We start from the raw sequence: 26,861 nt of genomic DNA, 5'->3' as shown, positions 1-26,861 counted from the left end.
CATCAAAATACTGAAGATTTTGGAATATTTAAAGGTTATTAACGGAGAAACCTGATGCTGATCAATGATGTATTAAAAAGATATAAACAGGGCGATCGAGATTTTCGAGAAATAAATCTCAGTAAAAGTAATTTAAGTGGTCTAAAATTAAGTTACTCGAATTTATCTCGTTCAAAATTAGTCGAAGCTCACTTAGCATGGTCAGATTTAGAACGCTGTTCTCTCCTAGAATCAGATTTAAGAGGTGCTTTTTTATACGGGGCAAATTTAAGTTTTGTTAAGTTAAAAGAGGCATTATTAATCGAAGCCGATTTAACCAAAGCTGATTTACATGGCGCTCAATTACATAAAGTCGATTTACAAGGAGCAACTTTAAGTGGTGCAGTATTAACATGGGTGAATCTCTACATGGCAAATTTACCAAAAGTTAATCTTTGTGGCGCTAACCTAGACGGTATCAACTTGAGAGGAGCAAATTTACAGGGGGCAAATTTAAACTGGACTAATTTAAACCACGCCCGATTAAGTGGTGCAAATTTACGAGGGGCTAGTTTATACGGGATTAAGTTAAAAGGTGCATTTCTCAACGGTTTAGATTTACATGGCTTAAATTTTAGTGCAATGGATTTAACGGAAACAAAAATGAGCGGTGCAAAATTATACGACACCAATTTTGCAGGAAGCAACTTAGATCATGCCATGTTACGCCGTAGTGTCTTAGATGAAGCTAATTTGAATAATGTTAACCTCCATAAAGGGCAAATGAGGGGCGCTCATATCGTCAAAGCCAACTTGATGAAAAGTGATTTAAGTGAAACGGATTTGAGGGCTGCAGATTTAAGTTTTGCTAATCTCAATATGGCTAATTTGACGGGGGCAGATTTAACGGATGCTAATTTACAAGGTGCTTATTTATGGGGTGCGTGTCTTGACGGCGCAATTTTGAAAAACACTAATTTAATCGGTGCGAGTTTGCGAGATGTGGATTTGTCAGGGGTTGATTTATCGGAAGCGATATTATCTGATTAACAAATGGTTAATTCATTTATGGGTTGCCAGTTAATAACTTCTTGAAATAATGTTTCATAACCTTTAATATTTGGATGTAGTCCGTCTTCTGACATCTGAGATTCTCGCCAATGTTCCCCTCGACTCATCCATAAATCAAATACATCCAGATAGGGAATTTGTCTTGTTTCACAGGCTTTTTTCGTGGCTTCTTTATAGTGATATTGATCTCTGAGATTATAATAAAAACAGTCTAAAAAGGGCATTTTCTTTTCATCTACGGGAGTCATGCCTACAAATAGCACGGGAGATAATTCTAAGGCTCGATCGAGCAAATTATTCATATCTTCGGTAAACTGGTCATAATTGGTTAAATTGCGCCCTTGAATATGACCTAAACGGGGAGAATCGTTCACTCCTACAGATAAAATGATTAAATCTGGATATTTATTTCTTAATTCCCCACGATAGCTAAATTCTTGAACCAATCTACCTTGAACTTGACTGGTGCGATCGCCCCTAATACCTAAATTATACAATACATGATCTCGATCGCTCTCCATCCAAAGACGGCGCAATCTTTCTACCCAACCGCCTCCTTGGGTATCGCCATAGCCATAAACCAAGCTATCACCGATGGCAATAACTCTTAAAGGTTGAGAATTACTATAACTATGAGGATTTATATTTTTAACTATTTGCATTAGGCATCTCCAAAAAGGCTATGTCTTTTTTTCACAGAGAATGATCATTATACTGAAGGAAGGCAAAATTTCCGCTAATTTTTTGTAAAATAAATATATTAACTATAAATAATGTTAAACTATGACTAACCTAACGATCGATTTAACAGCAACAATTTTAACGAAAATCAAAGATTTACCCTTAGCACAACAACAAGAAATCATAGATTTTATTGAATTTATTAGAGATAAACATACTAAAGATTTAGTCGAAAAAAATAAATATCCGCAAAAAAGAATTGCAGGTTTATATAAAGGGAAAGGATGGATTAGTGAAGATTTTAATCAGCCTTTACCTCCTGACTTTTTAGGTTAAATTATATGAAAATATTGTTAGATACTCATGCTTTTATTTTGTGGACTTTATCCCCTGAAAAACTATCAATAAATGGACTAAATTTAATAGAAAATACTGACAACATTTTATACTTGAGCATTGCGAGTATTTGGGAAATGCAGATCAAAATCTCCATTAATAAATTATACTTTGATAATCCATTAGCAGAAATAATTACTAATCAAAGAAATATTAATAATATTGAAATTTTAACCATAGAATTAGAACATATTTGGCAATTAAACAATATACCTTTACACCATAGAGACCCTTTTGATAGAATGCTAATTGCTCAAGCTGTTACGAAAAAAATACCTATTCTTAGTATCGATTCTATTTTTAATCAATATTCTGTTAATATTATTTGGTAAATTCACCTAATTCTGCAATTTCATTTTTTTCTTGCAAACTCATGATATAATCCTTGTCTATTGTTGTTGAAAGAAAGTAAAATTCCCTTGGCACAGGTTATTATTGACAATCTCTACAAAACCTATATCCCCTCTGGCAGTAAGTTTTCTCCTTCTTTTGCCTTGGGTGTAACTGGGGTAAATAACCCCCCTGAAGAAACTAAACACTCCTCCACTAATGTTTTAAAAGGTATTAATCTTCACATTGAAGACGGGGAATTTATGGTTTTGGTGGGTGCTTCTGGATGTGGCAAAAGTACTTTATTGCGTTTAATTGCAGGGTTAGAAGATATTAGTGCTGGTAAAATTATCATTGGCGATCGTACTGTAAATGATTTGCCCCCAAAAGCTAGAGATATAGCGATGGTATTTCAAAATTATGCCCTTTATCCCCATTTAACGGTATATGACAATATTGCCTTTGGTTTAAGGCGCATGAATCAGGAAGTTAATGCTTCGGTGATGGATAAAGTTTTGACTGGGGTAACAGGTAAGTTGCCCAAATCTTGGCGTTATCTTTCCGATAGTGAAAAAAAAATTAGGGAAAAAGTGATCGATACGGCTCAAATGTTGCAAATAGAACATTTATTAGCAAGATTACCAAAGCAACTTTCCGGAGGACAAAAACAACGGGTTGCTTTAGGGAGGGCGATCGCTCGTAGTCCTCATGTATTTTTGATGGATGAACCATTATCTAATTTAGACGCAAAACTGAGAACAGAAACACGAGGGCAAATTGTTAAACTACAGAAACAATTAGGGGTGACGACAATTTATGTAACCCATGATCAAACAGAAGCTATGACGATGGGCGATCGTATTGCGATTATGAATCAAGGAGAAATTCAACAAGTTTCCACCCCTTTAGAGATATATCATCAACCGATTAATAAATTTGTGGCGCAATTTATTGGTAGTCCACCGATGAATTTTTTGGAGGTAAACTTAGAAAAACCTGATTTAATTATTCATTCTGATTTTAAATTGTCTTTATGCGCAAAATGGCAACAATTATTAAAAAATTATAATTATGAAAAAATTTGGTTAGGCATTCGACCAGAATATTTTAGTCTATCATCTCAGTCAGAAAATAATATTCCTGTGATTGTTAATTTAGTGGAAGCCTTGGGCAATGAATCTATTTTAAATGTTAATTTACAAGGGGATAAAGAATGTAATTTATTTGTTAAAATATTTACGGATCAAGTAATCAAAATAGGAGATAAATTAAACTTAAATATCAACTTAGATAAAATCAGTTTTTTTGATTATTATCAAGAGAGGAATATCCAGTTTATAGACAATGATTAAATATTTTTAAATGGTAATTAATCTAACTCTATAAATAAAAAAATTAAGCAAAAAATACTATGATTAGACCCTTTTTTTTCCGAGAAACCATAGATAAAATATGCTTTATTGTCATTACTATTCTTACTTTTATTATCGTTATTTTAGTGGGTGGTAGTTTATTTTGTCAGGATAATGAGTGTTTATTTAAAAATTTACCCCATGTAGAACAATTTAGTTGGCAAGATCAAAAAATTAGTACAAAAGATCGAGGATTTTCTTTGACGTTCGATCGACCGATGTCTCAAGAAAGTGTGGAAGAAAATTTAACGATCGAACCGCCCTTAGATGGTAAGATAAGCTGGTCTGGAAAACGGTTAGTTTATACCCTCAATAATATCATTCCCTACGGCAGAAATTATCGTTTATCCCTCAAAAATGCACAGGAAAAATTTAGGGGTAATTTAGGGGGGGATATAGAACCTTTTGTGTCAGAATTTCAGAGTAGAGATCGAGCATTTGCTTATATTGGTAGTCAAGGAGAAGAAAGTGGAAGATTAATTTTAAATAATTCAACAAAACAAAATAAAACTATTCTTACTCCTGAATATCTAACAGTAATAGATTTTAAATTTACTCCTGATTCAGAAAAAATTATTTTTTCAGCTTGGGACGAAAATGAAAAAAATGGCGATATTCAAAAATTAAATATTTATGAAGTTTCTACGGGTTTATCTAAAGACTTAACCACAAAAATACCTGCTCAATTAAGATTAATTTTAGATGGTAAAGAATTTCAGAATAATAAATTTGATTTAGTGGGAGAAAATGGCGAAATTATTATTGTTCAACGCATAAGTTATGATAATCCAGAGGACTTTGATTTGTGGAAGATTGAAAACGGTAAAATTCCTCAAAGATTAAATACCAAAGGAGGAGATTTTATTGTTACTCCCGATCGAAAATCGATTGCCATCGCCCAAGGAGAAGGCATTGCTATTTTACCTTTAGACAGTCAGGGAAATAGTCAGGCTGTGAATTTTTTGCCTAAATTTGGGCAAGTCGTCACTTTTTCGGCGGATGGAAATAGTGCGGTAATGATTAATTTTAATAAAGATAATGAGGCGTTACGCTATACTCGATCGTTATTTTATGTGAATAATCAAGGGTTAGAAAAAGAGTTAATTAATATTGATGGTTCGATCGTCGATTGTAAGTTTAATGGTAATGGAAAACAACTATTTTGTCTCTTAACAGAATTAATCGAAACAGAAACAGAATTCAAAGAAAAACCCTATTTTGTGGCGATCGATATTGAATCAGGAGAGATAATTCCTTTATTAGCCTTACCAAAATTTCAAGACATGAAAATAAGTCTTGCCCCCGATGGATTTGGGATATTATTTGATCAATTAGTCACAGAAAATGATGTACCTCAAAACTCCTTAAAAAGTGCCTTACCCGATGACGAATTATTCACCGATTCCGCAGAATTAATTTTAAGTAGTCGATTATGGTTATTAACTTTACCTTCTCAAGAATCCACTCAACCCCTATTAGAAGAATTACCCATCGCAGGATTTAAACCTCAATGGAGTCCCTAAATTTAATCAAAACAAAATTAAAAGAAACATCAGAAACAAAGATTAAATTATACTTTGTCTTATTACATACAATAAGTGTTTAAGACGTATTGTTTTTTTGACTTTTTCAGCAGACCCTAATTAACTTCCCCTTCTCATTAGCAAAATTCTCATTATTGATCAAGGATTGCTATATAATGAAAGGTTTAAAGTATAACCAGATAAGAGAGAATAAATTATGTTTTGGGCGGATAAAATAGCCGAGTCTTCACAACAACCAGAATTAGTTAACGATTCCAAAACCCCTTCAGGTAGAGTTCATGTAGGCTCAGTGCGCGGAGTGATTATTCATGATGTCATGTATCGCGCTTTAAAACGAGCAGGAAAACCCGTTAAATTTACCTATGGCGTTGATGATTATGACGCTTTGGATACTATCCCCCATTACTTAGATAAAGAAAAATTTGCCCCTTACTTGGGCTATCCCCTCTGTAATGTGCCTTCTCCTGATGAAAGCGCCCCAGATTATGCTAAATATTTTATGGAGGAATTTCTCGAAGTATTTGAATATTTAGGCGTTAAAGCTGAGATTTACTATCTAAGAGACTTGTATCGTAGTGGCAAATTAAACCCTTATATTGATAAGTTTTTACGTCATGCTAAAGAAGTTAGAGAAGTTTATAAAGATGTTAGTAAAGCCGATCGAGCTGATAACTGGTATCCTTTTCAGGTAATCTGCCCTAATTGTGGCAAAATCGCTACTACTACCGTCACCGACTATGACGGAGAAAAAGTTTTTTACACCTGCAAAGAAGACGCTACAGATTGGGTAAAAGGATGCGGTAGTGAAGGTTGGGTGTCACCTTTTGATGGTAACGGTAAACTCCCTTGGAAAGTGGAATGGGTGGCTAAATGGGATTTAGTGGGTGTTACCATGGAAATGGCAGGAAAAGATCACTCCCAAAAAGGTGGTTCTCGTGATGTTGCGAATGGTATTTGTCGTAAAGTTTTGCAGAAAAAACCTCCCTTCCATTCTCCTTATGAATTTATCCTAGTTAATGGAACAAAAATGAGTTCTTCTAAGGGTGTCGGCTCAAGTGCAAAAGACATGGCGGACTTATTACCTCCTGAATTATTACGTTTTTTAATGTTAAGAACTCAACCAAAAACTGTAATTAATTTTGCACCTAATTACGAGACAATTACCCGTTTATTTAGAGATTATGATAATTTATTAAATGACTATGCTCAAAAAGCTGAAAGTAATCAAAATGTTGAGTTAGATAAAACTTTATTACCTTTATTTTATGCTCAATTAGATGAGGAAATTAAACCTTTTTATACTTTTGATATTAGTACGATTATTTCTCTTTTACAAGTACCCCATTTAGATTTAAAAGAGGAAATTATTAAGAGAGCTGAACGTCCTTTAAACGATTATGATTGGGAGAAAATAAACCAACGTATTGCTGTGGCGAAAAATTGGTTAGAAAATTATGCCGATGAAGAAGAAAAACTGGTCATTTATTTCGATCGAATCCCTGAAATTACAGCTAATTTAACCGATGAACAAAAACAATATTTAGCTACTTTAAAAGAGATTTTAAGTACCGTAGAAAAGTGGGAAGGAGAAGAATTACAAACTGCCTTATTTACCGCAACAAAACAATTAGGAGTGAGTCCTAATATCGCATTTCCTGCGGTTTATTACAGCTTTTTAGGAAAAGAAAAAGGACCAAAAGCAGGGTACTTATTCTCTTATTTAGACAAAAATTTTGTTTTAAAACGTTTAGGTGAAGTTATTTAAGTTAAATTGTGGGGTGTGCATCACCCTACAATCTTGAGATTGCAACTCCTATAAGTACTCATGCAAAATAGATTGTGAATTTTAAAATTAATTAAAATAACTTACATCTTTGTTGCCTCTTGCCTTTTGCCTTTTGCCTTTCATAAAGTAAACATACAATTAATTTTGCCTACTCACTTATCTTTTATTCTCTCCTGAGTCTATCAACTATATGATAGAGTTTTAAGAGATAATTTTAATGTAATAATTATGGCTTGGTTAGCAAGAGTTTCTTTGACGGCATTATTTTTGTTTCTGCCAAATCCATTTCCTTCTTTTTCCTCAAAATCCGCCCTTTGTTTTTTAAGCGCTTCAGCGAATCAAATAATTGCTTTTGGCAAAGACGGACGAGAAGGCACAACGGGGAAAGATGGCAATAAAGGTAGAGATAGTGAAGCCTTAACCATTTTTGCTGATGGTTCACCTCTCAATCTCAATTTATCAGGGCAAGAGGGCATTGCTGGAGAAAGTGGAGTTAAAGGAGAAAATGCTCTCTGTGATAATCAGCCCGTTAACGTTAATTATAATCTTGTGGGTGCTAATGGTGGAGATGGTGGTAGTGGCGGAAATGGTGGAGATGGGGGCAATGGTGGCTCATTAACTATCTATGCTACGGATAAAAATTATCTACGACAGATTTATGTTTTAGCAAATGGTGGCAAAGGTGGAGATGGAGGCAATGGTGGCAATGGCGGAAATGGTTGTCAATGTCCTCAACCTTATTGGACTGTAGAGTCTTGCAGTGGCAGACCAGGTTCACCTGACTATAGTTGTGGTACTAAAGAATTTAGGTGTATCAATGGGGAAAATGGCAAAAATGGTCGATCGGGTCGTAACGGTAGAGAAGGAAAACTAGGCAGTTTAACCTTAATTAATACAAATCAACCCCTCGCCCCTGATCGATTGACGGCTTCCGTCACTATGAACGAGTTAAAAAATCGTGGTTTTAGTTTATCCAAAAATATTTGGGAAACTCGTACTGGTGCAACCAATTTATTCGCCCAAGGTTCGATGATTGAGGATCAATATTTAGAGTTAGTGGAAAGGGTAGAAAATTCCGTAGTTTTAATTTGGAATGCTCCTCAAGTTTTTGCTCCTTTTGGCGATCGAACTATTACTCTTAATTTACAGGACGATCGAAGTGTTGCCATGAAATTTCCTGAAGATTTATGGTTAGAAACCAATATTTTACAAAGAAATAACGTTACAGAATTATTTGTATTTAATGCCATAAGAGCGCAGGATGCAACCCGTCTCAAAAGTAATGGAATCAAAGAATTTGGACAAAACCTGCAACTAGAAATCCTTGACGAAGCCGAAAAATCCGATTTGATTGCCACGAATTTTTATATTAGGTATAGCGTTTCCAACTCTGCTGAAGCCCGTTTACGCCCGGTAAATGACTATACCTTACGTTTTGAAGGAGAAATCCCCCCCCAATTTATTCGTTATGCCAACAATCGTTTTATTCTCGATATTGGTCAATTATCGATCGATCCTCGCCATTTAGAAATAGGTAGAGCAGTACAAATACAAATAGAAGCTAGACGTAATTTTGGTAATTATACAGCTACTCAAACCCTTGTAGAAAGAACCATTTTAGGACCTTTTAAATAAGTAGTGGTTGCTTAAAAAGTCGAATGAGGAGGAGAGGAAAGAGGAGTTAGGAGTCGGGAGACAGGAGAAATACTGAAAAATTAACATTTTTAACCCTTAACTGTTTTTACTTGTAACCAACCAAAAATCTCTCCTAAAGTAATTTGTAAATTTTCGGCAAAACTAGGCACAGAAATAATCTCATTTTCTAACTCAAAAACTTGAGGATGACTACCATTTGTATAGGTAAAAATTAACTTTGAATGAGGATCAATTAACCAACCCATTGTTGTACCATTATTTAAACAACCGATGATTTTTTTCGTAACTAAACTCATAGATTGCTCAGGGCTTAATATTTCAATCATCCAATTTGGTGCAATCTCAAATTTATTGGCAATTGTACCATCCTCATTAACAGGTAATTGATCCCATATAAATACTGCCACATCAGGCACGATCGATCTGCCTCCAAAAGTACATCTTAATTCAGGAAACGCAAGGGCAATCTGAGAGTTTTCGGTGACGGCGTTAATAGCATTAGTTAGCTTTAATTGAATACGGCTATGTTGTCCTTGGGGCATGGGTTTTGCTAACATTTGATTATCAAAGTATTCTTGAGCAGGTTTCGTCTCAGGTTGTGTGAGAAATTCTGCTAAGGAGATTGTTTTTACTAGAGTTTGTACCATTATTTTCTTTCATTAATTAATTTTGATTATAAAACTATTGTATTTTTATTGGTTTACCAATTCTATCACGTTAAAACTTCTTGGCTAATCCTGCCTGTTTACAAATTTGATTTGCAGTAATTCGATCGAAAATTTTATGTTTTTTCACGGGAATTATTTTGCCTTGTTGTTGATAGGCTAATATCATCTCCTTTAAAGCATCTTCTAACATTAATCGACATTCTGACAAGTTTTCTCCCTCTGTAACAACTTCTTGCCATTCAATAATTTGCCCCATATATCCCGAAGGAATTTTGATATATTTAGCTGTATATTGATAATTCATAAAATTATTGATGCCTAAAAATACTCTTTATTATAGTTCAATAAATTCGATCGTCTTTCCATAAACCGAACAATATCTGTAACTTTTATAATGGTTTATTATTTGTTAGAAAATTGTGATATTCCTGAAGATAAAGTTAAAACCGTCAGACGATGAAATCATTGTAGAGGCGTAAAATTTTACGCCTCTACGGAAAATGTGGTAAATGTCTATTATTTTTCTCCCCAAATCTCCGTTAATCTTTGATCTCTACCGCAACGATAACGATAATATTTGTACAAAAGAGGATTTTTCTTGTAATAATCTTGGTGATATTCTTCCGCTCGATAAAATTCCTTAACGGGTTGTATTTGGGTATAAATAGGTTTTTTGAGTTGTTTTGCAACTTTTTCCTTAGTTTGTAATGCTAATTTCTGTTGGGTTTCGTCATGGTAAAAAATGCCACTACGATACTGATTGCCTACATCACAAAATTGTCTATTCTGTACAGTGGGATCAATATTTTTCCAGAAAATCTCTAATAATTGGCTATAATTGACTAAATTATTGTCATATTTAATCTCTACTGCTTCCGCATGACCTGTTTTTCCGTTACTTACTTGTTTATAAGTAGGATTTTTGACATTTCCTCCCGTATAACCCGAAGTCGTGGAAATAACTCCTTTCACTTCATCAAAAGGGGATTCCATACACCAAAAACAACCTCCTGCAAAGGTCGCTTTTTCTGTTTCAGCATGGGCAAAAGGTGTTAAAATTAAAAAAGTAAAAAGTATGATGGCTATTATTTTCTTCATTTTAGGCTTGAGGTATAAATTTTAAGGCTAAACCATTATTACAATAACGTTTTCCTGTGGGTTTTGGTCCATCATTAAACACATGACCTTGATGTCCACCACATTTGGCGCAATGATATTCCGTGCGTGGTAAGATTAGTTTAAAGTCTTTTTTCGTTCCTAAAGACTGCTCGATCGAATCATAAAAACTCGGCCAACCTGTGCCACTATCATACTTAGTACTGGAATTAAATAAAGGTAAATCACACCCTGCACAAGCATAAATTCCTTTTCTTTTTTCATTATTTAAAGCGCTAGAAAAAGGCTTTTCTGTTGCTTCTTTTCTCAGAATATTATATTGTTCAGGAGTTAGTTTTTTCTTCCATTGTTCATCGGATAAGGACATTTTTTGAGACTTATCACCATTAGATTTAGTTTGATTAAGGGCAAAAATTAAAGGCAATATCGAAAAAGTAAAAAAGGTACGTCTTTTCATCATTTTTATATATATAATTTTAGTATTATTAAGGGTTGTTTAATAACTTGAAAAAATTTTCTGTTGTGACAATTTGATAGGTATTTTTTTGTCACGCAAAGGCGCAAAGACGCTAAGGGATTTTAAAGTTATTGACAAGTTTTATTTTAAGATCGCAAAAGGCAATTTATCCTTTTTAATTCAAATTTACCTTAAAATCTTTTTAATGCTCTTGCCATTTCTCGTTGATCTTCTCGACGTTTCACCGTTTCTCGTTTATCATGGAGTTTCTTACCTTTGCCCACTCCTAAGCTCACTTTGATCCATTCTCCTTTAAAATACATCTTGAGGGGAATTAAAGTTAATCCTTGTTGTTCTAGTAAACCAATGAGTTTATTTATTTCTTTCTTGTGTAATAATAACTTACGATTACGCCGTGGCTCATGATTAAAATATTTACCTGTAGTTTCGTAGGGAGAAATATGGACATTACTTAACCATGCTTCCCCGTTGCGGATTAAAGCATAACCATCTCTTAAATTAACTCGTCCGAGTCTGATAGACTTAACTTCTGTACCTGCTAATTCGATTCCTGCTTCGTAGGTGTCTAATATTTCGTAGAGGTATCTAGCTTGACGATTATCGCTAATAATTTTGATGGTTGGTTTGTCAGTCATGGAATAATTATTTTTTGATGATAATTTGAGTATAACAAATCTTAAGAGATCACTATATAATATTCTCAATGAATCAAACTCAATTTTAACCTCTTATCTGGAAAATCGATCGAAGTGCTAGAAACTAAGTTAACATCACATCAGGAAAACGCCTCTGTTAAGTCTATATATCCTCTCTCTCATCATCATCTCGATCTTCAGGCTATCAATGACAATCTTGCTTTAGCTAATGCTCAAGACATTATAGCATGGGCAAATCAGGAATTTAACAAAAATTTGGTGATGAGTACCAGTTTTGGCATTCAAGCGGCGGTGATGTTGCATTTAGTCACTTTGGTAATCCCTAATATTCCTGTTATTTGGATTGATACAGGATATTTGCCCAAGGAAACCTATATTTTTGCCCATGAGTTAACCCAAAGACTTAATCTTAATTTGAAAGTCTATCAATCCGATGTTTCTCCTGCTCGAATGGAGGCAATTCATGGTAAAATCTGGCAAAATAAAGATATTGACTCTTTAAATTTGTACGATCGAATCCGTAAAGTTGAACCCATGCAAAAAGCATTAAAAGAGTTAAACGCTAAAGCATGGTTAGCAGGTTTAAGACAAAATCAAACTGACTATCGACAACAATTGAGTTTTGTCAATAAACAAGGTGAACAATATAAAATTTTACCTATACTTAGATGGAACTCTAAAGATATTTATGAATATTTAACTAAGTATAATTTACCCTATCATCCCTATTTCGATCGAGGTTATGTGTCTGTAGGGGATTGGCATTCCAGTCGCCCTTTGACGGCAGATGATGATAACGAAAGAGATACCCGTTTTCATGGGGTAAAACAAGAATGCGGTTTACATCTACCCACTACCACAGAAGAAGCACAAAGCCTTGATTCCAGTCAACTTTAACAATTAACAATTAACAATTAACAATTAATAGTCTCCCCCTATTCATTCTCAATTCTCAATTCTCAATTCTCCATTCTCCATTAACTTATGAGCCTAGATACTGCTACTTTACTCGTATCCTGTCCAGATCAACAAGGTTTAGTTGCCAAAATTGCTAATTTTATCTATTCTAATGGCGGTAATATTATTCATGCCGATCATCATACAGACCTTGAAGCGGGTTTATTTCTCTCCCGTATTGAGTGGCAGTTACAGGGGTTTAATTTGCCTAAAGACTTGATAGCCCGTGCTTTTAGTTCGATCGCACAACCGTTACAAGCTGATTGGCAACTACATTTTTCTGACACCATACCCAAAGTAGCCATCTGGGTAAGTCAACAAGATCATTGTTTGTATGATTTATTATGGCGTATTCAAGCTAAAGAATTAAAAGTGAAAGTTGGTTTAATTATTAGTAATCATGAAAAATTAGCGAAAATTGCTGAACAATTTGGGATAGAATATCATTATTTACCTATTAATAATGATAATAAAAAAGAACAAGAATTAAAACAATTAGAGTTGTTAAAAAATGCTAATATAGATTTAGTTATTTTGGCAAAATATATGCAGGTTTTAAGCTCTGATTTTATTAAAGAATTTCCCCATGTGATTAATATTCATCATTCTTTTTTACCTGCTTTTATTGGTGCAAAACCTTATCATCAAGCCTATAGTCGAGGAGTGAAAATTATCGGTGCAACCGCCCATTATGTTACTCAAGATTTAGATGCTGGTCCTATTATAGAGCAAGATGTGGTTAAAATTAGTCATCGAGATACTGTAGAAGATTTGATTAGAAAGGGTAAAGATTTAGAAAAAATTGTCTTAGCCAGAGGGGTAAGATTACATTTACAACATCGAGTTTTAGTCTATGGAAATCGTACGGTAGTTTTTGCTTAAAATCTAACATTTTGTCCTTTCACTTTCAAATAATATTTTCAACTTTTTATCTTCAATAAAATCAATAATTTTTTATCTTAAAATTTATGCTAATTAATGGAAAACATTATCAAACTATTTGGTTAAATGAGGAAAATAATCAAATTATACAAGTTTTTGATCAACGATTTTTTCCCCATAAAATAGAAATTTTTGACATCAAAAATACTGATGACGCAATCTTCGCCATCAAAGAAATGGTGGTAAGGGGTGCGCCTTTAATTGGTGTTACTGCAGCCTATGGAATATACTTGGCTTCTCTGGAAACACAAGTTCGATCGAACCCTGATAAATATATAGAAGAAGTCGCCCAAAAACTCGCCCAAACTCGCCCCACAGCGGTTAATTTGGTATGGGCAATTAAGCAAATGTTAACAGCAATTAATCAAGGTGAAAGCGTTGAACAAAAAATCAACATTGCTTTAGAAAAAGCTAATGACATTAAACAAGAAGACATTGAAATTTGCTTTAAAATTGGGGAGTATGGGTTATCTCTCATCAAAAAAATTGCGGAGGCAAAACATGGTGAAACCGTTAATATCCTTACCCATTGTAACGCTGGTTGGTTAGCGACGATCGACTGGGGTACAGCAACATCTCCCATGTATCAGGCACAACAAGCAGGAATCGATATTCATGTGTGGGTTGATGAAACGCGCCCTCGTAATCAAGGCGCAAATTTAACTGCCTTTGAGTTGAATCAGCAAGGCATCCCTCATACTTTAATTACTGATAACACGGGAGGGCATTTAATGCAACATGGCATGGTGGACTTGGTTATAGTTGGCACCGATCGAACTACTCGTAATGGGGATGTAGCTAACAAAATTGGCACATACCTAAAAGCCTTAGCCGCCTATGATAACAATATCCCTTTTTATGTTGCCTTACCTTCTTCTACTTTAGATTGCTCTATTGCTGATGGTATTACAGAAATCTCGATCGAAACACGAGATCAAAACGAAGTAAAGTATATACAAGGCAAAGTTGACGGTGAGATAAAATCTGTATTAATTTGCCCTGAAACTACTCCAGCGATGAATTACGGTTTTGATGTTACTCCAGCTAAATATGTGACAGGATTAATCACCGAAAGGGGAATCTGTGACGCTTCCGAAGAAGGTATTAGAAGTTTATTTCCCGAAAAATTTTAACATGATTTTGTATATTGTCATTGCGATATTCTCTTATATTGTCATTGCGAGGTACGAAGCAATCTCTCAAATCATATTAAGTTATTATCAGTATCAGCATAAAACTGGTAGGTTGGGTTGAGGAAACGAAACCCAACAAATATTCTATTTTTATCAAAATCATACATAATTTATTAAAGTAATGAAACCCATTAAAGAAATTATCTTTTTAGTCGAAGAAGCCCTAGAAGGCGGTTATATAGCCCAAGCATTGGGAGAATCTATTTTCACGGAAGCAGAAACTCTTGAAGAATTGAAAACAGAGATAAAAGATGCTGTTAATTGTCATTTTATTGATGAAGAAATTCGCCCTCAAATAATTCGCTTACATATTGTAAGAGATGAGGTAATAGCTTCGTGAAAATACCAAGAGATTTATCAAATAAACAATTAATTAAAGCATTAAAAAAATTAGGATATAAAATTAGTCATCAAACAGGTAGTCATATTCGTTTAACGACAGAAGAAAATGGAGAACATCATTTGACTATTCCAGCCCATAATCCCTTAAAAGTAGGTACATTAAACTCTATTTTTAGAGATATAGGTAATCATTTTCATCTTAATAAAAATGAGTTATTAAATAAACTTTTTAATTAAATTTTTCAGTTTAATATTAAGTTCGGATAATCACTTAAAGTAAAACTTTGCGTCTATGGGTGAAATGTTAACATCGAAATCTCACTTGACAAGATAAAATAGCATTTTAATCAATAAGTTTGTAAAACTAGAAAAGTAATTAAAGAGAAAAAAGAAACAACTATTAAAAACAAAAAAAAGCCTCCTGATACAAAACTTAATAATCCAAATCCCCTTAATAAATATAAAATTATGGTACTAGGAATTAAGACAATAACTAACCAACGTAAATTTTTACGAATTTTGACAAGATTTCGATTCATATTGCTATATAATAACTAATATTACTTTATTAAATTTTTCTCATGTTCAAACAATACTTAGAAAGTATAGCAAAAACTTGTTTACATGGTGATCAAAGAGAAGAAAGTTTTTATCCTGCCATTGCAAATTTAATCACCGATTTCGCTAATTCTCTACAGAAAAAAAAAGTAAGTGTCACTATTTTACCCAAAAAAACCGAAGCAGGAAATCCTGATTTTAGAGTATGGGATGGTGATCATGAAATTATCGGTTATATTGAAGCAAAAATCCCTAATACTGATTTAGATAAAACTCAAAATTCAGAGCAATTAAAACGCTATTTAAGCACCTTTCCTAACGTTATTTTAACTAACTTTTATGAGTTTAGATTATATCGTCAAGGAGAGTTAATTAAACAAGTTTCCATCGGCAGATATTTTGTTACGGACAAATTAAAAACCATTCCTCCACTAGAAAATCAAGCCGATTTTGAACAATTATTAACTAGATTTTTTGACTTTTCTTTACCTAAAATATTTACTGCGGAAATTTTGGCGATCGAACTAGCAAAAAGAACTAGATTTTTAAGGGATGAAATAATTACTAATGAGTTAAAAAACGAAGATAAGAAAAACTATATTAAAGGATTTTATCAGGCTTTTCAACAATATTTAATTGCAGGATTAGCCGAGAATGAATTTGCAGATTTATACGCCCAAACTATCACCTATGACTTATTTACAGCGAAAACAAGAGCAAAAGAAGACGAAATATTTAGTCGCAAAAATGCCATCGAAAATATACCGCCAACTATAGGTATTTTAAGAGATATTTTTGAGTATATTTCTTTAGGTAAATTATCTATTCAGATGGAAACAATTATCGATGATATTGCCGAAGTTTTAAGGGTAGCTGATGCTAGTAAAATTTTACAGGAATTTTATCAAAAAGGCAGAGGAGAAGACCCCATTATACATTTTTACGAAACTTTTTTAAATCAATATGATCCCACTACCCGTGAAAAAAGAGGAGTTTATTACACACCCTCAGCAGTAGTAAAATATATCGTTAATTCTGTGGAAGAAATCTTAAAAAAAGACTTTGATAAAATCGGTTTTGCTGATCATACCGTAAAAGTGCTTGATCCAGCAGGAGGTACTTTAACATTCTTAGCAGAAGCTGTCAAAAAAGCCCTAACAACTTTTGTGGAATACTTCGGAAATGGCAACCAAAAAAGTTTTATTAAAGGGCATATTTTACAGAATTTTTACGGCTTTGAATTAATGATGTCTCCCTATGCCATCGCCCATTTAAAAATGTCTTATTTACTGCAAGAATATGGCTATAATTTTGAAGATGTCGATCGATTTCAGCTATATTTAACTAATACCTTAGATGCCAAGATGGTAGAAATACCCCAGTTACCGGGGTTGTCATCCCTAGCAGAAGAAGCAACAGAAGCAAACTTAATCAAAAAAGAAACTCCTGTTTTAGCGATTATTGGTAATCCGCCTTATTCCATCGCTTCTTATAATAAATCTGAGTTTGAAACAGAAATAATGAAACTTTATAAAGAGGATGTAAAAGATGAAAAAAATATTCAAATTTTATCCGATGATTATATTAAATTTATCCGTTATTGTCATTGGAAAATCGAACAATCGGGAAGCGGAGTTGTTAGTTTAATTACCAAAAATACTTATCTCAATATTGCGGCGGCGAAAGGTTTACGCAAACAATTATTACTAACATTTGACGAAATTTATATCCTTAATTTACATGGTAAGTTATACGAAAAAACTCCCGAAGGAGAAAAAGATGATAATGTTTTTGATATTCGAGTCGGCACAGCGATTATATTTTTAGTCAAAAAAGAAGCTAAGAAAAAAACTACCTACGGCAAACTTTTTTGTCGAGATTTGTATGGCAATCGAGCTTTAAAATATGACTATTTAAACAGCAATAATATCTTAACTTCCTTTAGTCAAGAAGATGAAATAAGAATTGATGAAAAGCATTTTTTCTTTGAAAGAAAGAATTTTACTAATGCTGATTTGTATAACTCATTTTGGGCTATTGATCAAATTTTTGAGAAAAATACCAGTGGCATAAAAACCCATAGAGATAGTTTTATCATTGCAGATAAAAAAGAGATATTAATATCAAGATTAAGAAATTTTATAAACTTTGATCAAGGTTTAATTAAAGAAACCTATAATCTCGATAATTCAGAATCTTTTAATATTGAGAAAATTAAAGCAAAATTTCAAACTATTGATGAACAATTATTTTATCCTTATTTTCATAAACCTTTTTATTATCGTCAAATTTACTATGAAAGTTTATTTATTGACAGAGATAGAAAAGCAGTAATGATGAATTTTATTAACGATGATAATTTAGGATTTGTTATCAAAAAAAGACATACAGATAATATTTATAATCACTGTTTTATCACTAATAGTTTAACCGATATTAATTTTTTAGGAGGGCAATCTTATGTATTTCCTCTTTGGATTAATCGCAGTGAAGCGGAAATTAATCAAGAAATGTATGATAAACGCAAAAGAATTTCTAACCTTAATCCTCAATTTGAGCAACTTTTAGAAAAAACCTATCAAAGAGAGAATATAACAGAGGAAATTTTTTATTATATTTACGGCATTTTATACTCAAATATTTATCGTGATAGCTTTGCAGAGTCATTAAAAATTGACTATCCTAAAATACCTTTTACTGAAGATGTTGATTTATTTTTCAATATGGCAAAATTAGGCAAAGAATTAGCTAATTTACATCTACTCAAATCAAGCAAATTAAGTAAACCTTTAGTAAAATTTAAAGGAGAAGGGGAGGGCAAAATTGAGAAGATAAAATATGATAGTAAAAAACAAGTTATCTATATTAATAAAACCCAATATTTTGATAATATCAGTGATAAGTTATGGAATTTTGAAATCGGCAAAAATCGAGTTATTCAACAGTATCTTAAACGCAAAACTACCCTAGAATTTGCTGATGCGATCGAATTTAGTCGCATTGCCACAGCAATTTATGAGACTTTTAGTCTTCAAGATGACATAGATAAAATTTATCCTGAAATATTAACAGCATTACTGACAAATATTTAATCTATAAGACTTTTATCACATTTCCTGTAGATGCGTAAAATTTTACGCTTTTGCAATGATTTTAGTAGGGTGGGCATTGCCCACCAACTACCACCTATAGTGTTAAAAGAGTGTTATAGTTGAGAAGAAAGATACTTGAATAAATGTAAAAAATATGAGTGTTAGTACTGAAACTCGGATTAAATGGACAAGTGCTGACTTAGAATTGTTACCCGAAAATGGTAATAACTACGAAATTATTGACGGAGAATTATACATGACTAGAGCCCCTCATTGGAAACATCAAACGTCAATTGCTAGAATTACTAATGCCTTAGTTTCTTGGTCAAATCAGAGCAAATTAGGGCAAACTATTATTAATCCGGGTATAATTTTTAGCGATGATAATAATGTAATTCCCGACTTAATTTGGATTAGTAATAAAAAGCTGGAATCTTGTGTCGATGAGGCTGGACATTTTACCAGTGCGCCTGAATTAGTGGTAGAAATTTTATCTCAAAAACCCAATGATATAAAAAGGGATAAAGAAACTAAATTAAAACTATATTCTAATCGGGGAGTAAGAGAATATTGGATAGTAGATTGGCAATTAAAACAAGTAGAAATTTATCGCCGTTATGAGGGTAAATTAACCTTAATGATAACTCTCCTTGATGATGATTCAATTACCAGTGAATTATTACCTAATTTTAGTTGTCAAATTAGAGATTTTTTCTTATAAATCAACGATTTGTGAATAGACGATAACTTTAAGTAACATATCATAATTTACTGCGACATAAATGAATCTGTTGGTGAAACATTCTGTTACAGAAAGTTTGACAAAATTAACTATTTGTGAATGGGGAATGATTTAGGTAATATCTCATAACCCACCAAGAAATAAATTTCATGGCTTATAGCACAAGTCAGCTAAAGCGACTAATTTAAAACAGATTAAAGGTTATTTTTTCAAATAACACCTCCCCTCATCCTCATCAAAAGACTATGAGGCAAACCCTAATTATTGCAACTTTCTCGTTGTCGGGTATGCTCTCTTTCTAACCATGAATAGGCAAAATGACTGATGGATTGTACGGGTTTTGCGGATACCCTGATGGCTTCCATTTGCGACTCTAAAGAAGGGCGTTGCCCATCATTTCTGCCCCAAAATCCTGCTAATACGGGCTTGACATTTGAACCTTGAGAGGATGACGCTAATACTCTTTTGACTTGATCTACAATACAGTTAGGATTACCACATAAAGCATAAGACATAACGTGCCATTCCATACTTTGGGGAAAACTATCCCAAGGTTGCAAACGAGAATCAAAGCCAACATCTCCTACGACTTGATTGCCGTCGGGAAAAAATACTGCGCCTGTGGGAATGCCTCTTTGTTTAACTTGGTTGGAGGCAAAATTGAGAAAGTCTAAAACTCCCTGCGCCGCATGGGCAACGGTAAAATACCAAATATCTAATTGTACTGCGGATAGGTTACTCGGTGCTGATGGACTTCTTCCTTGCCATAGGGGAGTTGTTTCATTGGGGTATAAACTTCTCATTTGTGCTAAGTCGTTAGCGTTAATCACTCCTTGATTGAGGTATCTTTCTAATAACCATCTACCTTGTTGATTTTGCGCCCGTCGCAAAAGAGTTTGTTTTGACGCATCGCTATAAATCCATAAGTCTTTTACTTTACCCGCTACGGAATCTTTACCACTACCACGGGGATAACGTATATAATCGAATAGCACTCCGTCTGGTCTTCTTTGTATAACCGCTTGTAATAATTGTGTGTAGTCTTGACGAGCTTGGGCATTATATGGGTCAATGAAGGCTTGAGATCGATCGTGCACAAAGTCAACGCTAGTTTGTCCTCGACCATTACGAGCTAATACATTTTGTCTATCTGGTCTTTGGGAGTATAAATAGCCATAATTCATGGAAAATAGCCATGCGTACATTTTTAAGCCCCTTTCTCGTCCTTTTTGAAGAGTTTCCGCATATAAGTCTCGATTTTCATAACCTGCCATATCCACTACACTAGGCCATGGTGTGTAATTACCAGCTTTAGGTAACAATACTTGACTATCGAAAAACACTTCGATATAAACGGTGTTATAACCCCTATTAACTATAGTATCTAATACCTTTTCGATCGAACCATTACGCACATCACAAGGGTAAATCCGTAACCAAATTGCTTGTTCTTTTAACCAATGATTACGGCGACAGTTCAGCAATAAATCTCGGTGTTGTTGTAAAATTTGTTTGTATTCTTGTTGAACGCTGGAATTTCCAGTTATGGCATTTTCTCGTAAACTGTCTTTAGTGGCGATCGCATTTTGATCAAATTGACAATAAGGATTAGTTACGGCTTTGACTGGAAAGGAAATTACAGTTTGACTGATTAAAGAAATTAACGCAACGGTAATTTTAGCCCAAGAATTTTTCAACATTTTTACAACAAAATCTCAACGGATAACAATACGAATCTTAATTATAGATTAAATAATCGAAGTTGTTGGGAAAATGCCCCTAAATATTGTTAAAGTTTATAATAGTCAGTAATTAATGATTAACTATCCAATTATTTATTATGAATGATAAACTCGATCGAACAATTTTAACATCAATAGTTTTAGGTTTTTTAACTCCTAGTGTGATTATAGGTCAAAAATTAGGGAGTGAATTATTAGACTTATTAGAAGAAATAGGAAAAAGTAGTGAAGAAATTTTTAGAGGTGAAAGATTACCTTTATTAAAAGATCATAAAACTGATTTATTAGAGTAAAATTATTGATAATAATAAAGTCAAATTTTAATTAACTTAACCCAGAATTAATTATGTATTAATTTCCTGAAACTTATCTGAAAATCTATCACCCTAACACCCCAACACCCCAATACCCTATCACCTTTAAATGATTCAAAATGACCACTTCTTTATATTCCTTAGCTCGTAGTAGTTTACAACAGTCGATCGCATGGTATTCTAGTAAAAAACGTCATTGGAATTATCCCCCCAATATGGAATTACAATCCGCCGTAAGGGATGATTTAAGAAACTTAAAATCTGCAGTAGAAAAACTAGAACAACAGATGATAAAAATATCAGCTTTTGGTTTAGTAAGTCGGGGTAAATCATCGGTTATTAATGCCCTATTAGGAGAAAAAATATTAACCACAGGACCAATAAATGGGGTAACAAAATGGCCTAAATCTATTCGTTGGACTCCCCCCAGCGGTAAAATACAAATCGAGTTAATAGACACCCCCGGACTCGATGAAATTGACGGCGAAAATAGGGCAAATATGGCAAAAGAAATTAGTCAACAATCAGATTTAATTTTGTTTGTCATCTCAGGAGATATTACTCGTACTGAATATTTAGCACTATTAGAATTAAGACAAGCAAAAAAACCTTTAATATTAGTCTTTAATAAGATAGATTTATATCCCGAAACTGATTTAACATCTATCTATCAACAACTGCAACAATTAAGCAACCAAACAAAAAAACCTCTATTTACCCCCGATGAAATTGTCTTAATTTCTGCTGAACCTCAACCGATTAATTTAAGGATAGAATTAGCAGACGGTACAATTCAAGAAGAATGGGAATATCCTCCACCAAATATCACCTCATTACAAGAAAAAATCCTAACTATATTAAATAGAGAGGGTAAAGCATTATTAGCATTAAATTCTCTCAATCAAGCTAAAATTGCTCAAAAAAATATAGCCCATAAAACCATACAAATTAGAAGTAAAGAAGCAGAAGATATTATCTGGCGCTATGCTAAATATAAAGCCTTAATTGTAGCCATAAATCCGATCGTAATACTAGATTTAATCGGAGGATTAATCACCGATTTAACCATGATTCGTGCCTTAGCAAGATTATATGGTTTACCCATTACCAGTTATGAAGCAGGAAATTTATGGCAAACCATTGTTAAAAGTTTAGGGGGATTATTATTAACAGAAATTGTCTCAATAACAATGTTAGGTTTTGCCAAAACTAGCTATGCCATCAACAGTTTATGGGAAAATCCTAGTAGTTTTACCACTTTAGCAACCACTGCTCTTGCACAGGGTACAATGGCAGGTTATGGTTCATATTTAGTCGGAAAAACTGCTCAAGTATATTTAGAAAATGGTTGTACTTGGGGTAACTCAGGAGTTGATACTATCATCAGTGAAATTATCGCCCAAATGCCCCCAGAATCGATTATTTCTCGTCTTGCTTGATTATATTAATTTTCAAAGACAATGATTGATTTTCCCACCGTAAAACAGGCATCTTGCCTGTATTTTTTTACTGATTTTGTTGGATTTCGTATCCTCAAACCAACCTACAATATATTTAATTTTAAGTAACGATCGAAAATTGATATAATTCTTAATTCTTAATTCTTAATTCTTAATTCTCAATTTATGATTGCTAATAAAATATATCTAAAAAAAAATAATTATAAATCTCTTTCTAGTATTTTAATGTTAGTGGGATTGACTATTACTATTATCTTTATTTTTCTAGCTTTTTCTGCTCCTTTATTGCAAAATATGGGGCTGATTCAAAACCCTTTAGAATCCTTAAAAAATCCTATACATCAAGCTCCAAATGCTGAATATTGGTTCGGTACAAGTAGTCAAGGATATGATGTTTTTTCTAGAACAATTTTTGGAACACAAGCCGCTTTAAAAGTGGTTTTATTAGCAACATCTTTTAGTTTAATTATAGGAGTACCTTTGGGATTAATTAGTGGTTATTTTGGTGGAAAAACTGACAAAATTTTACTGTTTTTAATGGACACTATTTATACTCTCCCCGGTTTATTATTATCTGTCACCCTCGCTTTTGTGGTGGGTAGGGGAGTTATTAATGCCGCTTTAGCCTTATCGATTTCCTATATTCCTCAATATTATCGAGTCGTGCGTAATCATACCACAAGCGTTAAAACCGAGTTATATATTGAGGCGGCGAAGGCAATGGGAGCATCACCTATGAGAATTTTATCGAAATACTTATTTTTCAATGTAATTCAAAGTGTACCTGTTTTATTTACTCTTAATGCGGCGGATGCGATTTTGATTTTAGGGGGGTTAGGGTTTTTAGGTTTAGGATTGCCCGAAGATGTGCCAGAATGGGGGCATGATTTGAAAATGGCTTTAGATGCGTTACCGACTGGAATTTGGTGGACTGCATTATTTCCCGGATTGGCAATGACAACGATGGTGACAGGTTTATCTTTGTTAGGGGAAGGTTTAAGTGAGTTGTTTGGGAATAAGTCGTAAGGGATAGAAAATGGGTAATAAGGTGGTTTCCAAGAAAGAAGATTTGTCAAATTATTGTCAGAAATTATGGTTTTTGGTGGGCAATGCCCACCCTACATTTAGCTTTGGTTTGTGAAAAAATTAACTATTTCTTGGGCAATTATTTCTGTGCCATTTTTTTCTATTTGCTGATTACTTTGAGGGGGTAATAATTCTTGTTTTAAGAAATCCCAATTACTATCAAAAAATTCTTGATAATTAACTATTTGATGGTAACTATGATTTGCTAAACCCTGTAACAAAATTTCGGCTTCGGCAAAACCTTCTCTGGTGAGACTAATCACGGGAATATCTAACCGCATACTTTCAGAAAAGGTACTAAATCCGGGTTTAGACATGACTCTACCACATAAAGGCATGAAATCCACAGGTCGATCGAGCCTACTGGTAATATTCAGTAAATTAGGTAAATCAGGGGCATTATTCGCAAAAGTGATAAACTGCCAATCAGGGAAACGACTCAAATTTTCGTAGGGTATCGCATCAATACCTAAACCGCCAAAAGTCAATAAAACAGTTTTTTCTTTTGGGGTGGTAAGATTAAATTTTTCTCGCAACTCCGACTCAGTGTAACGGGGAATCCCTCCTGTTAAACCGACATTTTCTCTCACGGGAAAACTAGCCATTTCCTCAGCTAAAGGTAAACGAAACAAACGCTGACATTTTTGATAATTGTTACTTAACCAATCGGCAATATCATTAAATTCTCCTCCCCAACTGCGATAAATAAAATCCCAACCAAAATTACTCATCATCCAACAAGGAATATTTGCTTTTTGTGCGATCGATGTTACCATAGCTGGAATATCAGCTAAAATCAAGCCTACTTTGTTGATACTGATAAACTCAACTTCTCCCGCTACAATCTCATTTTCTCGAAGACGATACTCTGTCATTTTTTCTTTAGTCGCCTCTAAATCCATCTTCAAACTATCTAACTGAATGACTCCCACATCAAAGGCGCGATAACGATAAATAAAATCACCTTCAATATAAGATTCTAACAACCATCGAGGAGCAGTTGTCACTAATACTAATAGTATGTCTGAATTTAATTTTTGTATCTGTGATGCAATAGTAGCCATTCGCACTGCGTGACCGAATCCATGATTTGTGATAGCGAGGTATAAAACAGGTCGAGACATGGGAAAATTAATTAAGTATTAGGCAATTAATAATTATACTTGACTTGTTATATTTATCGGTCATTGTACATTATTCATTTTAAGTATTGATGTCGATTACTGTAACCATTCTTCACGAGATATATTAGCTTGACGTAATATTCTTTGCAATAATCCGATACTAATTTCTTTTTTATGGGGATTTGGGATAATTAACGTAACATTTCCTTTGCGCATTTGTGGATGTTTACCACCTGAAAATGGCCCTTCAAAACCTAATTCATTTAACTTTGTAACTAATTCTTTCCAAGAAACAGGTGTTAATTTGGGCATAATTTATCATGATTTTATACAGAAATAAGGGGTTGATTAATTTCATTAAGATTTATACCATTAATAATGGGTATTTCTAAGCCTAATTTTAAACGCAAAGCAATCCAATCACTTAATGCTTCTTTTAATTCACTTCTACAACCTTCTAAGGTTTCATGATTAGCCCATACACCTTGAAAGTTAGGAATTTCACCCCAATAACTATGATCATCTTCTATTATTTCATAAACAGCTATTTTCATCGCTTCATCAATATAATTCATTAACATTGTACTTCTTTTTTTGTTGATAATTGTTTATTATAATAAAACTTACTCAATATTTTAACTTTTTTATCTTTTTAACAAAATGTCGAAAATAATTCCTCTTTCCGAGTATAATTAAATATTTACAACTGCTTTAGAATTGCTATATGATAGCGAATCCATTTGATTTGTAAGATATTGATTAGGTATAATTTAGCAATTTGTAACAATAATCAATAAAATATTATTACAAAAGTATTTCAGAATATTATTTTATTTCTCACAAATGATTTCGGATTGCTATAGGTTTAATTTGGTTCTGATTAATATATCATAGATTTTATCTTAATAATGAGTAAAAAAACCGGTGAATGAGAGTTTAAATGATATTCGAGAGACAATTGTTTTAATCAAATATTATAATTTTGATCTGAATGGTTATAAGATGAGAGAATTGATTGTGAAATGGACAAAAATTTATCCTCATCATTGGTTGCCTTTAGGAGTAAAAGAAGCGATTTATCAAGGGAGATTAAAAGCTGTTTCTGTAGAGCAAATTTTAAATATTTGGTTAAAAAAAAGAGAAGTAAATCAGAGTTTTAATTATGAATTTTCTAGTTTAATTAAACCGAATATTATTTTTTCAGAAGCTGAAGATCAAGAATTAAGGTATATTTTTACTAATATTAATAATTCTGATAATTTGCCGTCAATTTCTGTGGAGAAAAATAATATTTCTGAAGATGTATCGATCGAGACAGACAATATAGAAAATTCAGGGGTAAATAATTTTGAGCCTGTCAATGATTATTCTCAATGTTTTCAGAAATTAAAAGGTTTTATTTCGATCGAATAATAAGTAAAATATTTACCCATTATTCTTGATGAAATCCCTGAAAATATCTTGAATCAGCCTTACGGAAATATTCTCTTATTTTGTTTTTTCTTATTGCTTATGAATAATTAGATAATTTATCAG

28 protein-coding genes are annotated in these 26,861 nt (G+C 33.2%); 18 read left to right on the top strand and 10 right to left on the bottom strand.

Features of this window, described 5'->3' with window-relative positions; translation table 11 throughout:
* Positions 1-54: 54 nt before the first annotated feature.
* Positions 55-1,029: a pentapeptide repeat-containing protein gene (locus tag SYN6308_RS07540; protein WP_017293831.1), complete on the top strand. Its 975-nt coding sequence runs from the start codon at positions 55-57 to the stop codon at positions 1,027-1,029.
* Here the strand turns inward: SYN6308_RS07540 and SYN6308_RS07535 are convergent.
* Positions 1,026-1,712: a GDSL-type esterase/lipase family protein gene (locus SYN6308_RS07535; RefSeq protein ID WP_017293830.1), complete on the bottom strand. Its 687-nt coding sequence runs from the start codon at positions 1,710-1,712 to the stop codon at positions 1,026-1,028. The two genes, SYN6308_RS07540 and SYN6308_RS07535, sit on opposite strands and share 4 nt — an antisense overlap.
* A gap of 121 nt (positions 1,713-1,833) precedes the next feature.
* Here SYN6308_RS07535 and SYN6308_RS07530 point away from each other — a divergent pair, with 121 nt between their 5' ends.
* The 6 genes from SYN6308_RS07530 (at position 1,834) to SYN6308_RS07505 (ending at position 8,834) form a co-directional block, all read left to right on the top strand.
* Positions 1,834-2,067, top strand: coding sequence for a DUF2281 domain-containing protein (locus SYN6308_RS07530; RefSeq protein WP_017293829.1), 234 nt, complete (start codon positions 1,834-1,836; stop codon positions 2,065-2,067).
* 5 nt (positions 2,068-2,072) lie between these two features.
* Positions 2,073-2,459, top strand: coding sequence for a type II toxin-antitoxin system VapC family toxin (locus SYN6308_RS07525; protein ID WP_017293828.1), 387 nt, complete (start codon positions 2,073-2,075; stop codon positions 2,457-2,459).
* Positions 2,460-2,525: 66 nt separating this feature from the next.
* On the top strand, positions 2,526-3,809 hold the full coding sequence (locus SYN6308_RS07520) for an ABC transporter ATP-binding protein (RefSeq protein ID WP_017293827.1): 1,284 nt from the start codon (positions 2,526-2,528) through the stop codon (positions 3,807-3,809).
* 59 nt (positions 3,810-3,868) lie between these two features.
* Positions 3,869-5,392 carry a hypothetical protein gene (locus SYN6308_RS24835; protein WP_017293826.1) on the top strand — a complete coding sequence of 508 codons (1,524 nt, stop codon included), beginning with the start codon at positions 3,869-3,871 and terminating at the stop codon, positions 5,390-5,392.
* Between the two features lie 217 nt (positions 5,393-5,609).
* Complete coding sequence (lysS, locus tag SYN6308_RS07510; RefSeq protein ID WP_017293825.1) at positions 5,610-7,178, top strand: lysine--tRNA ligase; 1,569 nt, start codon at positions 5,610-5,612, stop codon at positions 7,176-7,178.
* Positions 7,179-7,427: 249 nt separating this feature from the next.
* The gene (locus tag SYN6308_RS07505) at positions 7,428-8,834 is read left to right on the top strand and encodes a hypothetical protein (protein WP_017293824.1); all 1,407 of its coding nucleotides are present in this window, start codon (positions 7,428-7,430) and stop codon (positions 8,832-8,834) included.
* A gap of 89 nt (positions 8,835-8,923) precedes the next feature.
* On the opposite strand, the gene SYN6308_RS07500 is transcribed toward SYN6308_RS07505, so the two are convergent.
* From SYN6308_RS07500 to smpB, 5 genes are all read right to left on the bottom strand, one after another.
* Complete coding sequence (locus SYN6308_RS07500) at positions 8,924-9,502, bottom strand: Uma2 family endonuclease (protein ID WP_017293823.1); 579 nt, start codon at positions 9,500-9,502, stop codon at positions 8,924-8,926.
* 70 nt (positions 9,503-9,572) lie between these two features.
* Entirely contained in the window at positions 9,573-9,827 is a 255-nt protein-coding gene (locus SYN6308_RS07495) for a type II toxin-antitoxin system HicB family antitoxin (protein WP_017293822.1), read from the bottom strand.
* A gap of 212 nt (positions 9,828-10,039) precedes the next feature.
* Complete coding sequence (gene msrA, locus SYN6308_RS07490) at positions 10,040-10,621, bottom strand: peptide-methionine (S)-S-oxide reductase MsrA (RefSeq protein ID WP_017293821.1); 582 nt, start codon at positions 10,619-10,621, stop codon at positions 10,040-10,042.
* A gap of 1 nt (position 10,622) precedes the next feature.
* Complete coding sequence (msrB, locus tag SYN6308_RS07485) at positions 10,623-11,096, bottom strand: peptide-methionine (R)-S-oxide reductase MsrB (RefSeq protein WP_017293820.1); 474 nt, start codon at positions 11,094-11,096, stop codon at positions 10,623-10,625.
* A 191-nt stretch (positions 11,097-11,287) separates the two neighbouring features.
* Positions 11,288-11,752, bottom strand: a complete 465-nt coding sequence (gene smpB, locus SYN6308_RS07480; RefSeq protein WP_017293819.1) for an SsrA-binding protein SmpB — start codon at positions 11,750-11,752, stop codon at positions 11,288-11,290.
* 114 nt (positions 11,753-11,866) lie between these two features.
* Between smpB and cysH the strand changes: the two genes are divergently transcribed.
* The 7 genes from cysH to SYN6308_RS07440 all read left to right on the top strand — a co-directional run bounded on the left by cysH (position 11,867) and on the right by SYN6308_RS07440 (position 19,578).
* Complete coding sequence (gene cysH, locus SYN6308_RS07475) at positions 11,867-12,670, top strand: phosphoadenosine phosphosulfate reductase (protein WP_017293818.1); 804 nt, start codon at positions 11,867-11,869, stop codon at positions 12,668-12,670.
* A gap of 87 nt (positions 12,671-12,757) precedes the next feature.
* On the top strand, positions 12,758-13,612 hold the full coding sequence (purU, locus tag SYN6308_RS07470; RefSeq protein WP_017293817.1) for a formyltetrahydrofolate deformylase: 855 nt from the start codon (positions 12,758-12,760) through the stop codon (positions 13,610-13,612).
* A gap of 86 nt (positions 13,613-13,698) precedes the next feature.
* Complete coding sequence (gene mtnA, locus SYN6308_RS07465; RefSeq protein WP_017293816.1) at positions 13,699-14,805, top strand: S-methyl-5-thioribose-1-phosphate isomerase; 1,107 nt, start codon at positions 13,699-13,701, stop codon at positions 14,803-14,805.
* Positions 14,806-14,986: 181 nt separating this feature from the next.
* A complete protein-coding gene (locus SYN6308_RS07460) occupies positions 14,987-15,205 on the top strand; it encodes a hypothetical protein (protein ID WP_017293815.1) in 219 nt (72 codons plus the stop codon).
* Positions 15,202-15,444 carry a type II toxin-antitoxin system HicA family toxin gene (locus SYN6308_RS07455; protein WP_017293814.1) on the top strand — a complete coding sequence of 81 codons (243 nt, stop codon included), beginning with the start codon at positions 15,202-15,204 and terminating at the stop codon, positions 15,442-15,444. Before SYN6308_RS07460 ends, SYN6308_RS07455 begins: the two co-directional genes overlap by 4 nt.
* Positions 15,445-15,788: 344 nt before the next feature.
* Positions 15,789-18,857 (top strand): type ISP restriction/modification enzyme, encoded by a 3,069-nt coding sequence (locus SYN6308_RS07445; RefSeq protein ID WP_017293812.1) that lies wholly within the window; start codon positions 15,789-15,791, stop codon positions 18,855-18,857.
* 154 nt (positions 18,858-19,011) lie between these two features.
* Positions 19,012-19,578 carry a Uma2 family endonuclease gene (locus tag SYN6308_RS07440; protein ID WP_017293811.1) on the top strand — a complete coding sequence of 189 codons (567 nt, stop codon included), beginning with the start codon at positions 19,012-19,014 and terminating at the stop codon, positions 19,576-19,578.
* Between the two features lie 278 nt (positions 19,579-19,856).
* Here the strand turns inward: SYN6308_RS07440 and SYN6308_RS07435 are convergent, their stop codons facing one another.
* Positions 19,857-21,299, bottom strand: a complete 1,443-nt coding sequence (locus SYN6308_RS07435; protein WP_017293810.1) for a family 10 glycosylhydrolase — start codon at positions 21,297-21,299, stop codon at positions 19,857-19,859.
* Between the two features lie 140 nt (positions 21,300-21,439).
* Here SYN6308_RS07435 and SYN6308_RS07430 point away from each other — a divergent pair, with 140 nt between their 5' ends.
* The 3 genes from SYN6308_RS07430 (at position 21,440) to SYN6308_RS07420 (ending at position 24,141) form a co-directional block, all read left to right on the top strand.
* Positions 21,440-21,634: a hypothetical protein gene (locus SYN6308_RS07430; protein WP_017293809.1), complete on the top strand. Its 195-nt coding sequence runs from the start codon at positions 21,440-21,442 to the stop codon at positions 21,632-21,634.
* Between the two features lie 140 nt (positions 21,635-21,774).
* Positions 21,775-23,094, top strand: a complete 1,320-nt coding sequence (locus SYN6308_RS07425; RefSeq protein ID WP_017293808.1) for a GTP-binding protein — start codon at positions 21,775-21,777, stop codon at positions 23,092-23,094.
* A 186-nt stretch (positions 23,095-23,280) separates the two neighbouring features.
* The gene (locus SYN6308_RS07420; RefSeq protein ID WP_017293807.1) at positions 23,281-24,141 is read left to right on the top strand and encodes an ABC transporter permease; all 861 of its coding nucleotides are present in this window, start codon (positions 23,281-23,283) and stop codon (positions 24,139-24,141) included.
* Positions 24,142-24,239: 98 nt separating this feature from the next.
* Here SYN6308_RS07420 and SYN6308_RS07415 read toward each other — a convergent pair whose 3' ends face one another.
* The 3 genes from SYN6308_RS07415 to SYN6308_RS07405 form a co-directional block, all read right to left on the bottom strand.
* A complete protein-coding gene (locus SYN6308_RS07415; protein ID WP_017293806.1) occupies positions 24,240-25,325 on the bottom strand; it encodes a hypothetical protein in 1,086 nt (361 codons plus the stop codon).
* A gap of 96 nt (positions 25,326-25,421) precedes the next feature.
* Positions 25,422-25,637 carry a type II toxin-antitoxin system HicA family toxin gene (locus SYN6308_RS07410; RefSeq protein ID WP_017293805.1) on the bottom strand — a complete coding sequence of 72 codons (216 nt, stop codon included), beginning with the start codon at positions 25,635-25,637 and terminating at the stop codon, positions 25,422-25,424.
* A gap of 14 nt (positions 25,638-25,651) precedes the next feature.
* Positions 25,652-25,900 carry a type II toxin-antitoxin system HicB family antitoxin gene (locus tag SYN6308_RS07405; protein WP_237741267.1) on the bottom strand — a complete coding sequence of 83 codons (249 nt, stop codon included), beginning with the start codon at positions 25,898-25,900 and terminating at the stop codon, positions 25,652-25,654.
* Between the two features lie 427 nt (positions 25,901-26,327).
* On the opposite strand from SYN6308_RS07405, the gene SYN6308_RS07400 reads away from it, so the two are divergent.
* Positions 26,328-26,738: a hypothetical protein gene (locus tag SYN6308_RS07400; RefSeq protein ID WP_237741266.1), complete on the top strand. Its 411-nt coding sequence runs from the start codon at positions 26,328-26,330 to the stop codon at positions 26,736-26,738.
* Positions 26,739-26,861: the final 123 nt, after the last annotated feature.

This window comes from Geminocystis herdmanii PCC 6308 (genome assembly GCF_000332235.1).
Lineage (GTDB): Bacteria > Cyanobacteriota > Cyanobacteriia > Cyanobacteriales > Cyanobacteriaceae > Geminocystis > Geminocystis herdmanii.
This window is presented reverse-complemented; position numbering and strand designations above follow the sequence as displayed.

Bases quoted from the DNA above. Each gene is read 5' to 3' on its own strand.
- SYN6308_RS07540 (WP_017293831.1), top strand. From the start codon at position 55: ATGCTGATCAATGATGTATTAAAAAGATATAAACAGGGCGATCGAGAT.
- SYN6308_RS07535 (WP_017293830.1), bottom strand. From the start codon at position 1,712: ATGCAAATAGTTAAAAATATAAATCCTCATAGTTATAGTAATTCTCAA.
- SYN6308_RS07530 (WP_017293829.1), top strand. From the start codon at position 1,834: ATGACTAACCTAACGATCGATTTAACAGCAACAATTTTAACGAAAATC.
- SYN6308_RS07525 (WP_017293828.1), top strand. From the start codon at position 2,073: ATGAAAATATTGTTAGATACTCATGCTTTTATTTTGTGGACTTTATCC.
- SYN6308_RS24835 (WP_017293826.1), top strand. From the start codon at position 3,869: ATGATTAGACCCTTTTTTTTCCGAGAAACCATAGATAAAATATGCTTT.
- lysS (WP_017293825.1), top strand. From the start codon at position 5,610: ATGTTTTGGGCGGATAAAATAGCCGAGTCTTCACAACAACCAGAATTA.
- SYN6308_RS07505 (WP_017293824.1), top strand. From the start codon at position 7,428: ATGGCTTGGTTAGCAAGAGTTTCTTTGACGGCATTATTTTTGTTTCTG.
- SYN6308_RS07500 (WP_017293823.1), bottom strand. From the start codon at position 9,502: ATGGTACAAACTCTAGTAAAAACAATCTCCTTAGCAGAATTTCTCACA.
- SYN6308_RS07495 (WP_017293822.1), bottom strand. From the start codon at position 9,827: ATGAATTATCAATATACAGCTAAATATATCAAAATTCCTTCGGGATAT.
- msrA (WP_017293821.1), bottom strand. From the start codon at position 10,621: ATGAAGAAAATAATAGCCATCATACTTTTTACTTTTTTAATTTTAACA.
- msrB (WP_017293820.1), bottom strand. From the start codon at position 11,096: ATGAAAAGACGTACCTTTTTTACTTTTTCGATATTGCCTTTAATTTTT.
- smpB (WP_017293819.1), bottom strand. From the start codon at position 11,752: ATGACTGACAAACCAACCATCAAAATTATTAGCGATAATCGTCAAGCT.
- purU (WP_017293817.1), top strand. From the start codon at position 12,758: ATGAGCCTAGATACTGCTACTTTACTCGTATCCTGTCCAGATCAACAA.
- mtnA (WP_017293816.1), top strand. From the start codon at position 13,699: ATGCTAATTAATGGAAAACATTATCAAACTATTTGGTTAAATGAGGAA.
- SYN6308_RS07460 (WP_017293815.1), top strand. From the start codon at position 14,987: ATGAAACCCATTAAAGAAATTATCTTTTTAGTCGAAGAAGCCCTAGAA.
- SYN6308_RS07445 (WP_017293812.1), top strand. From the start codon at position 15,789: ATGTTCAAACAATACTTAGAAAGTATAGCAAAAACTTGTTTACATGGT.
- SYN6308_RS07440 (WP_017293811.1), top strand. From the start codon at position 19,012: ATGAGTGTTAGTACTGAAACTCGGATTAAATGGACAAGTGCTGACTTA.
- SYN6308_RS07435 (WP_017293810.1), bottom strand. From the start codon at position 21,299: ATGTTGAAAAATTCTTGGGCTAAAATTACCGTTGCGTTAATTTCTTTA.
- SYN6308_RS07430 (WP_017293809.1), top strand. From the start codon at position 21,440: ATGAATGATAAACTCGATCGAACAATTTTAACATCAATAGTTTTAGGT.
- SYN6308_RS07425 (WP_017293808.1), top strand. From the start codon at position 21,775: ATGACCACTTCTTTATATTCCTTAGCTCGTAGTAGTTTACAACAGTCG.
- SYN6308_RS07420 (WP_017293807.1), top strand. From the start codon at position 23,281: ATGATTGCTAATAAAATATATCTAAAAAAAAATAATTATAAATCTCTT.
- SYN6308_RS07415 (WP_017293806.1), bottom strand. From the start codon at position 25,325: ATGTCTCGACCTGTTTTATACCTCGCTATCACAAATCATGGATTCGGT.
- SYN6308_RS07410 (WP_017293805.1), bottom strand. From the start codon at position 25,637: ATGCCCAAATTAACACCTGTTTCTTGGAAAGAATTAGTTACAAAGTTA.
- SYN6308_RS07405 (WP_237741267.1), bottom strand. From the start codon at position 25,900: ATGAATTATATTGATGAAGCGATGAAAATAGCTGTTTATGAAATAATA.
- SYN6308_RS07400 (WP_237741266.1), top strand. From the start codon at position 26,328: ATGAGAGAATTGATTGTGAAATGGACAAAAATTTATCCTCATCATTGG.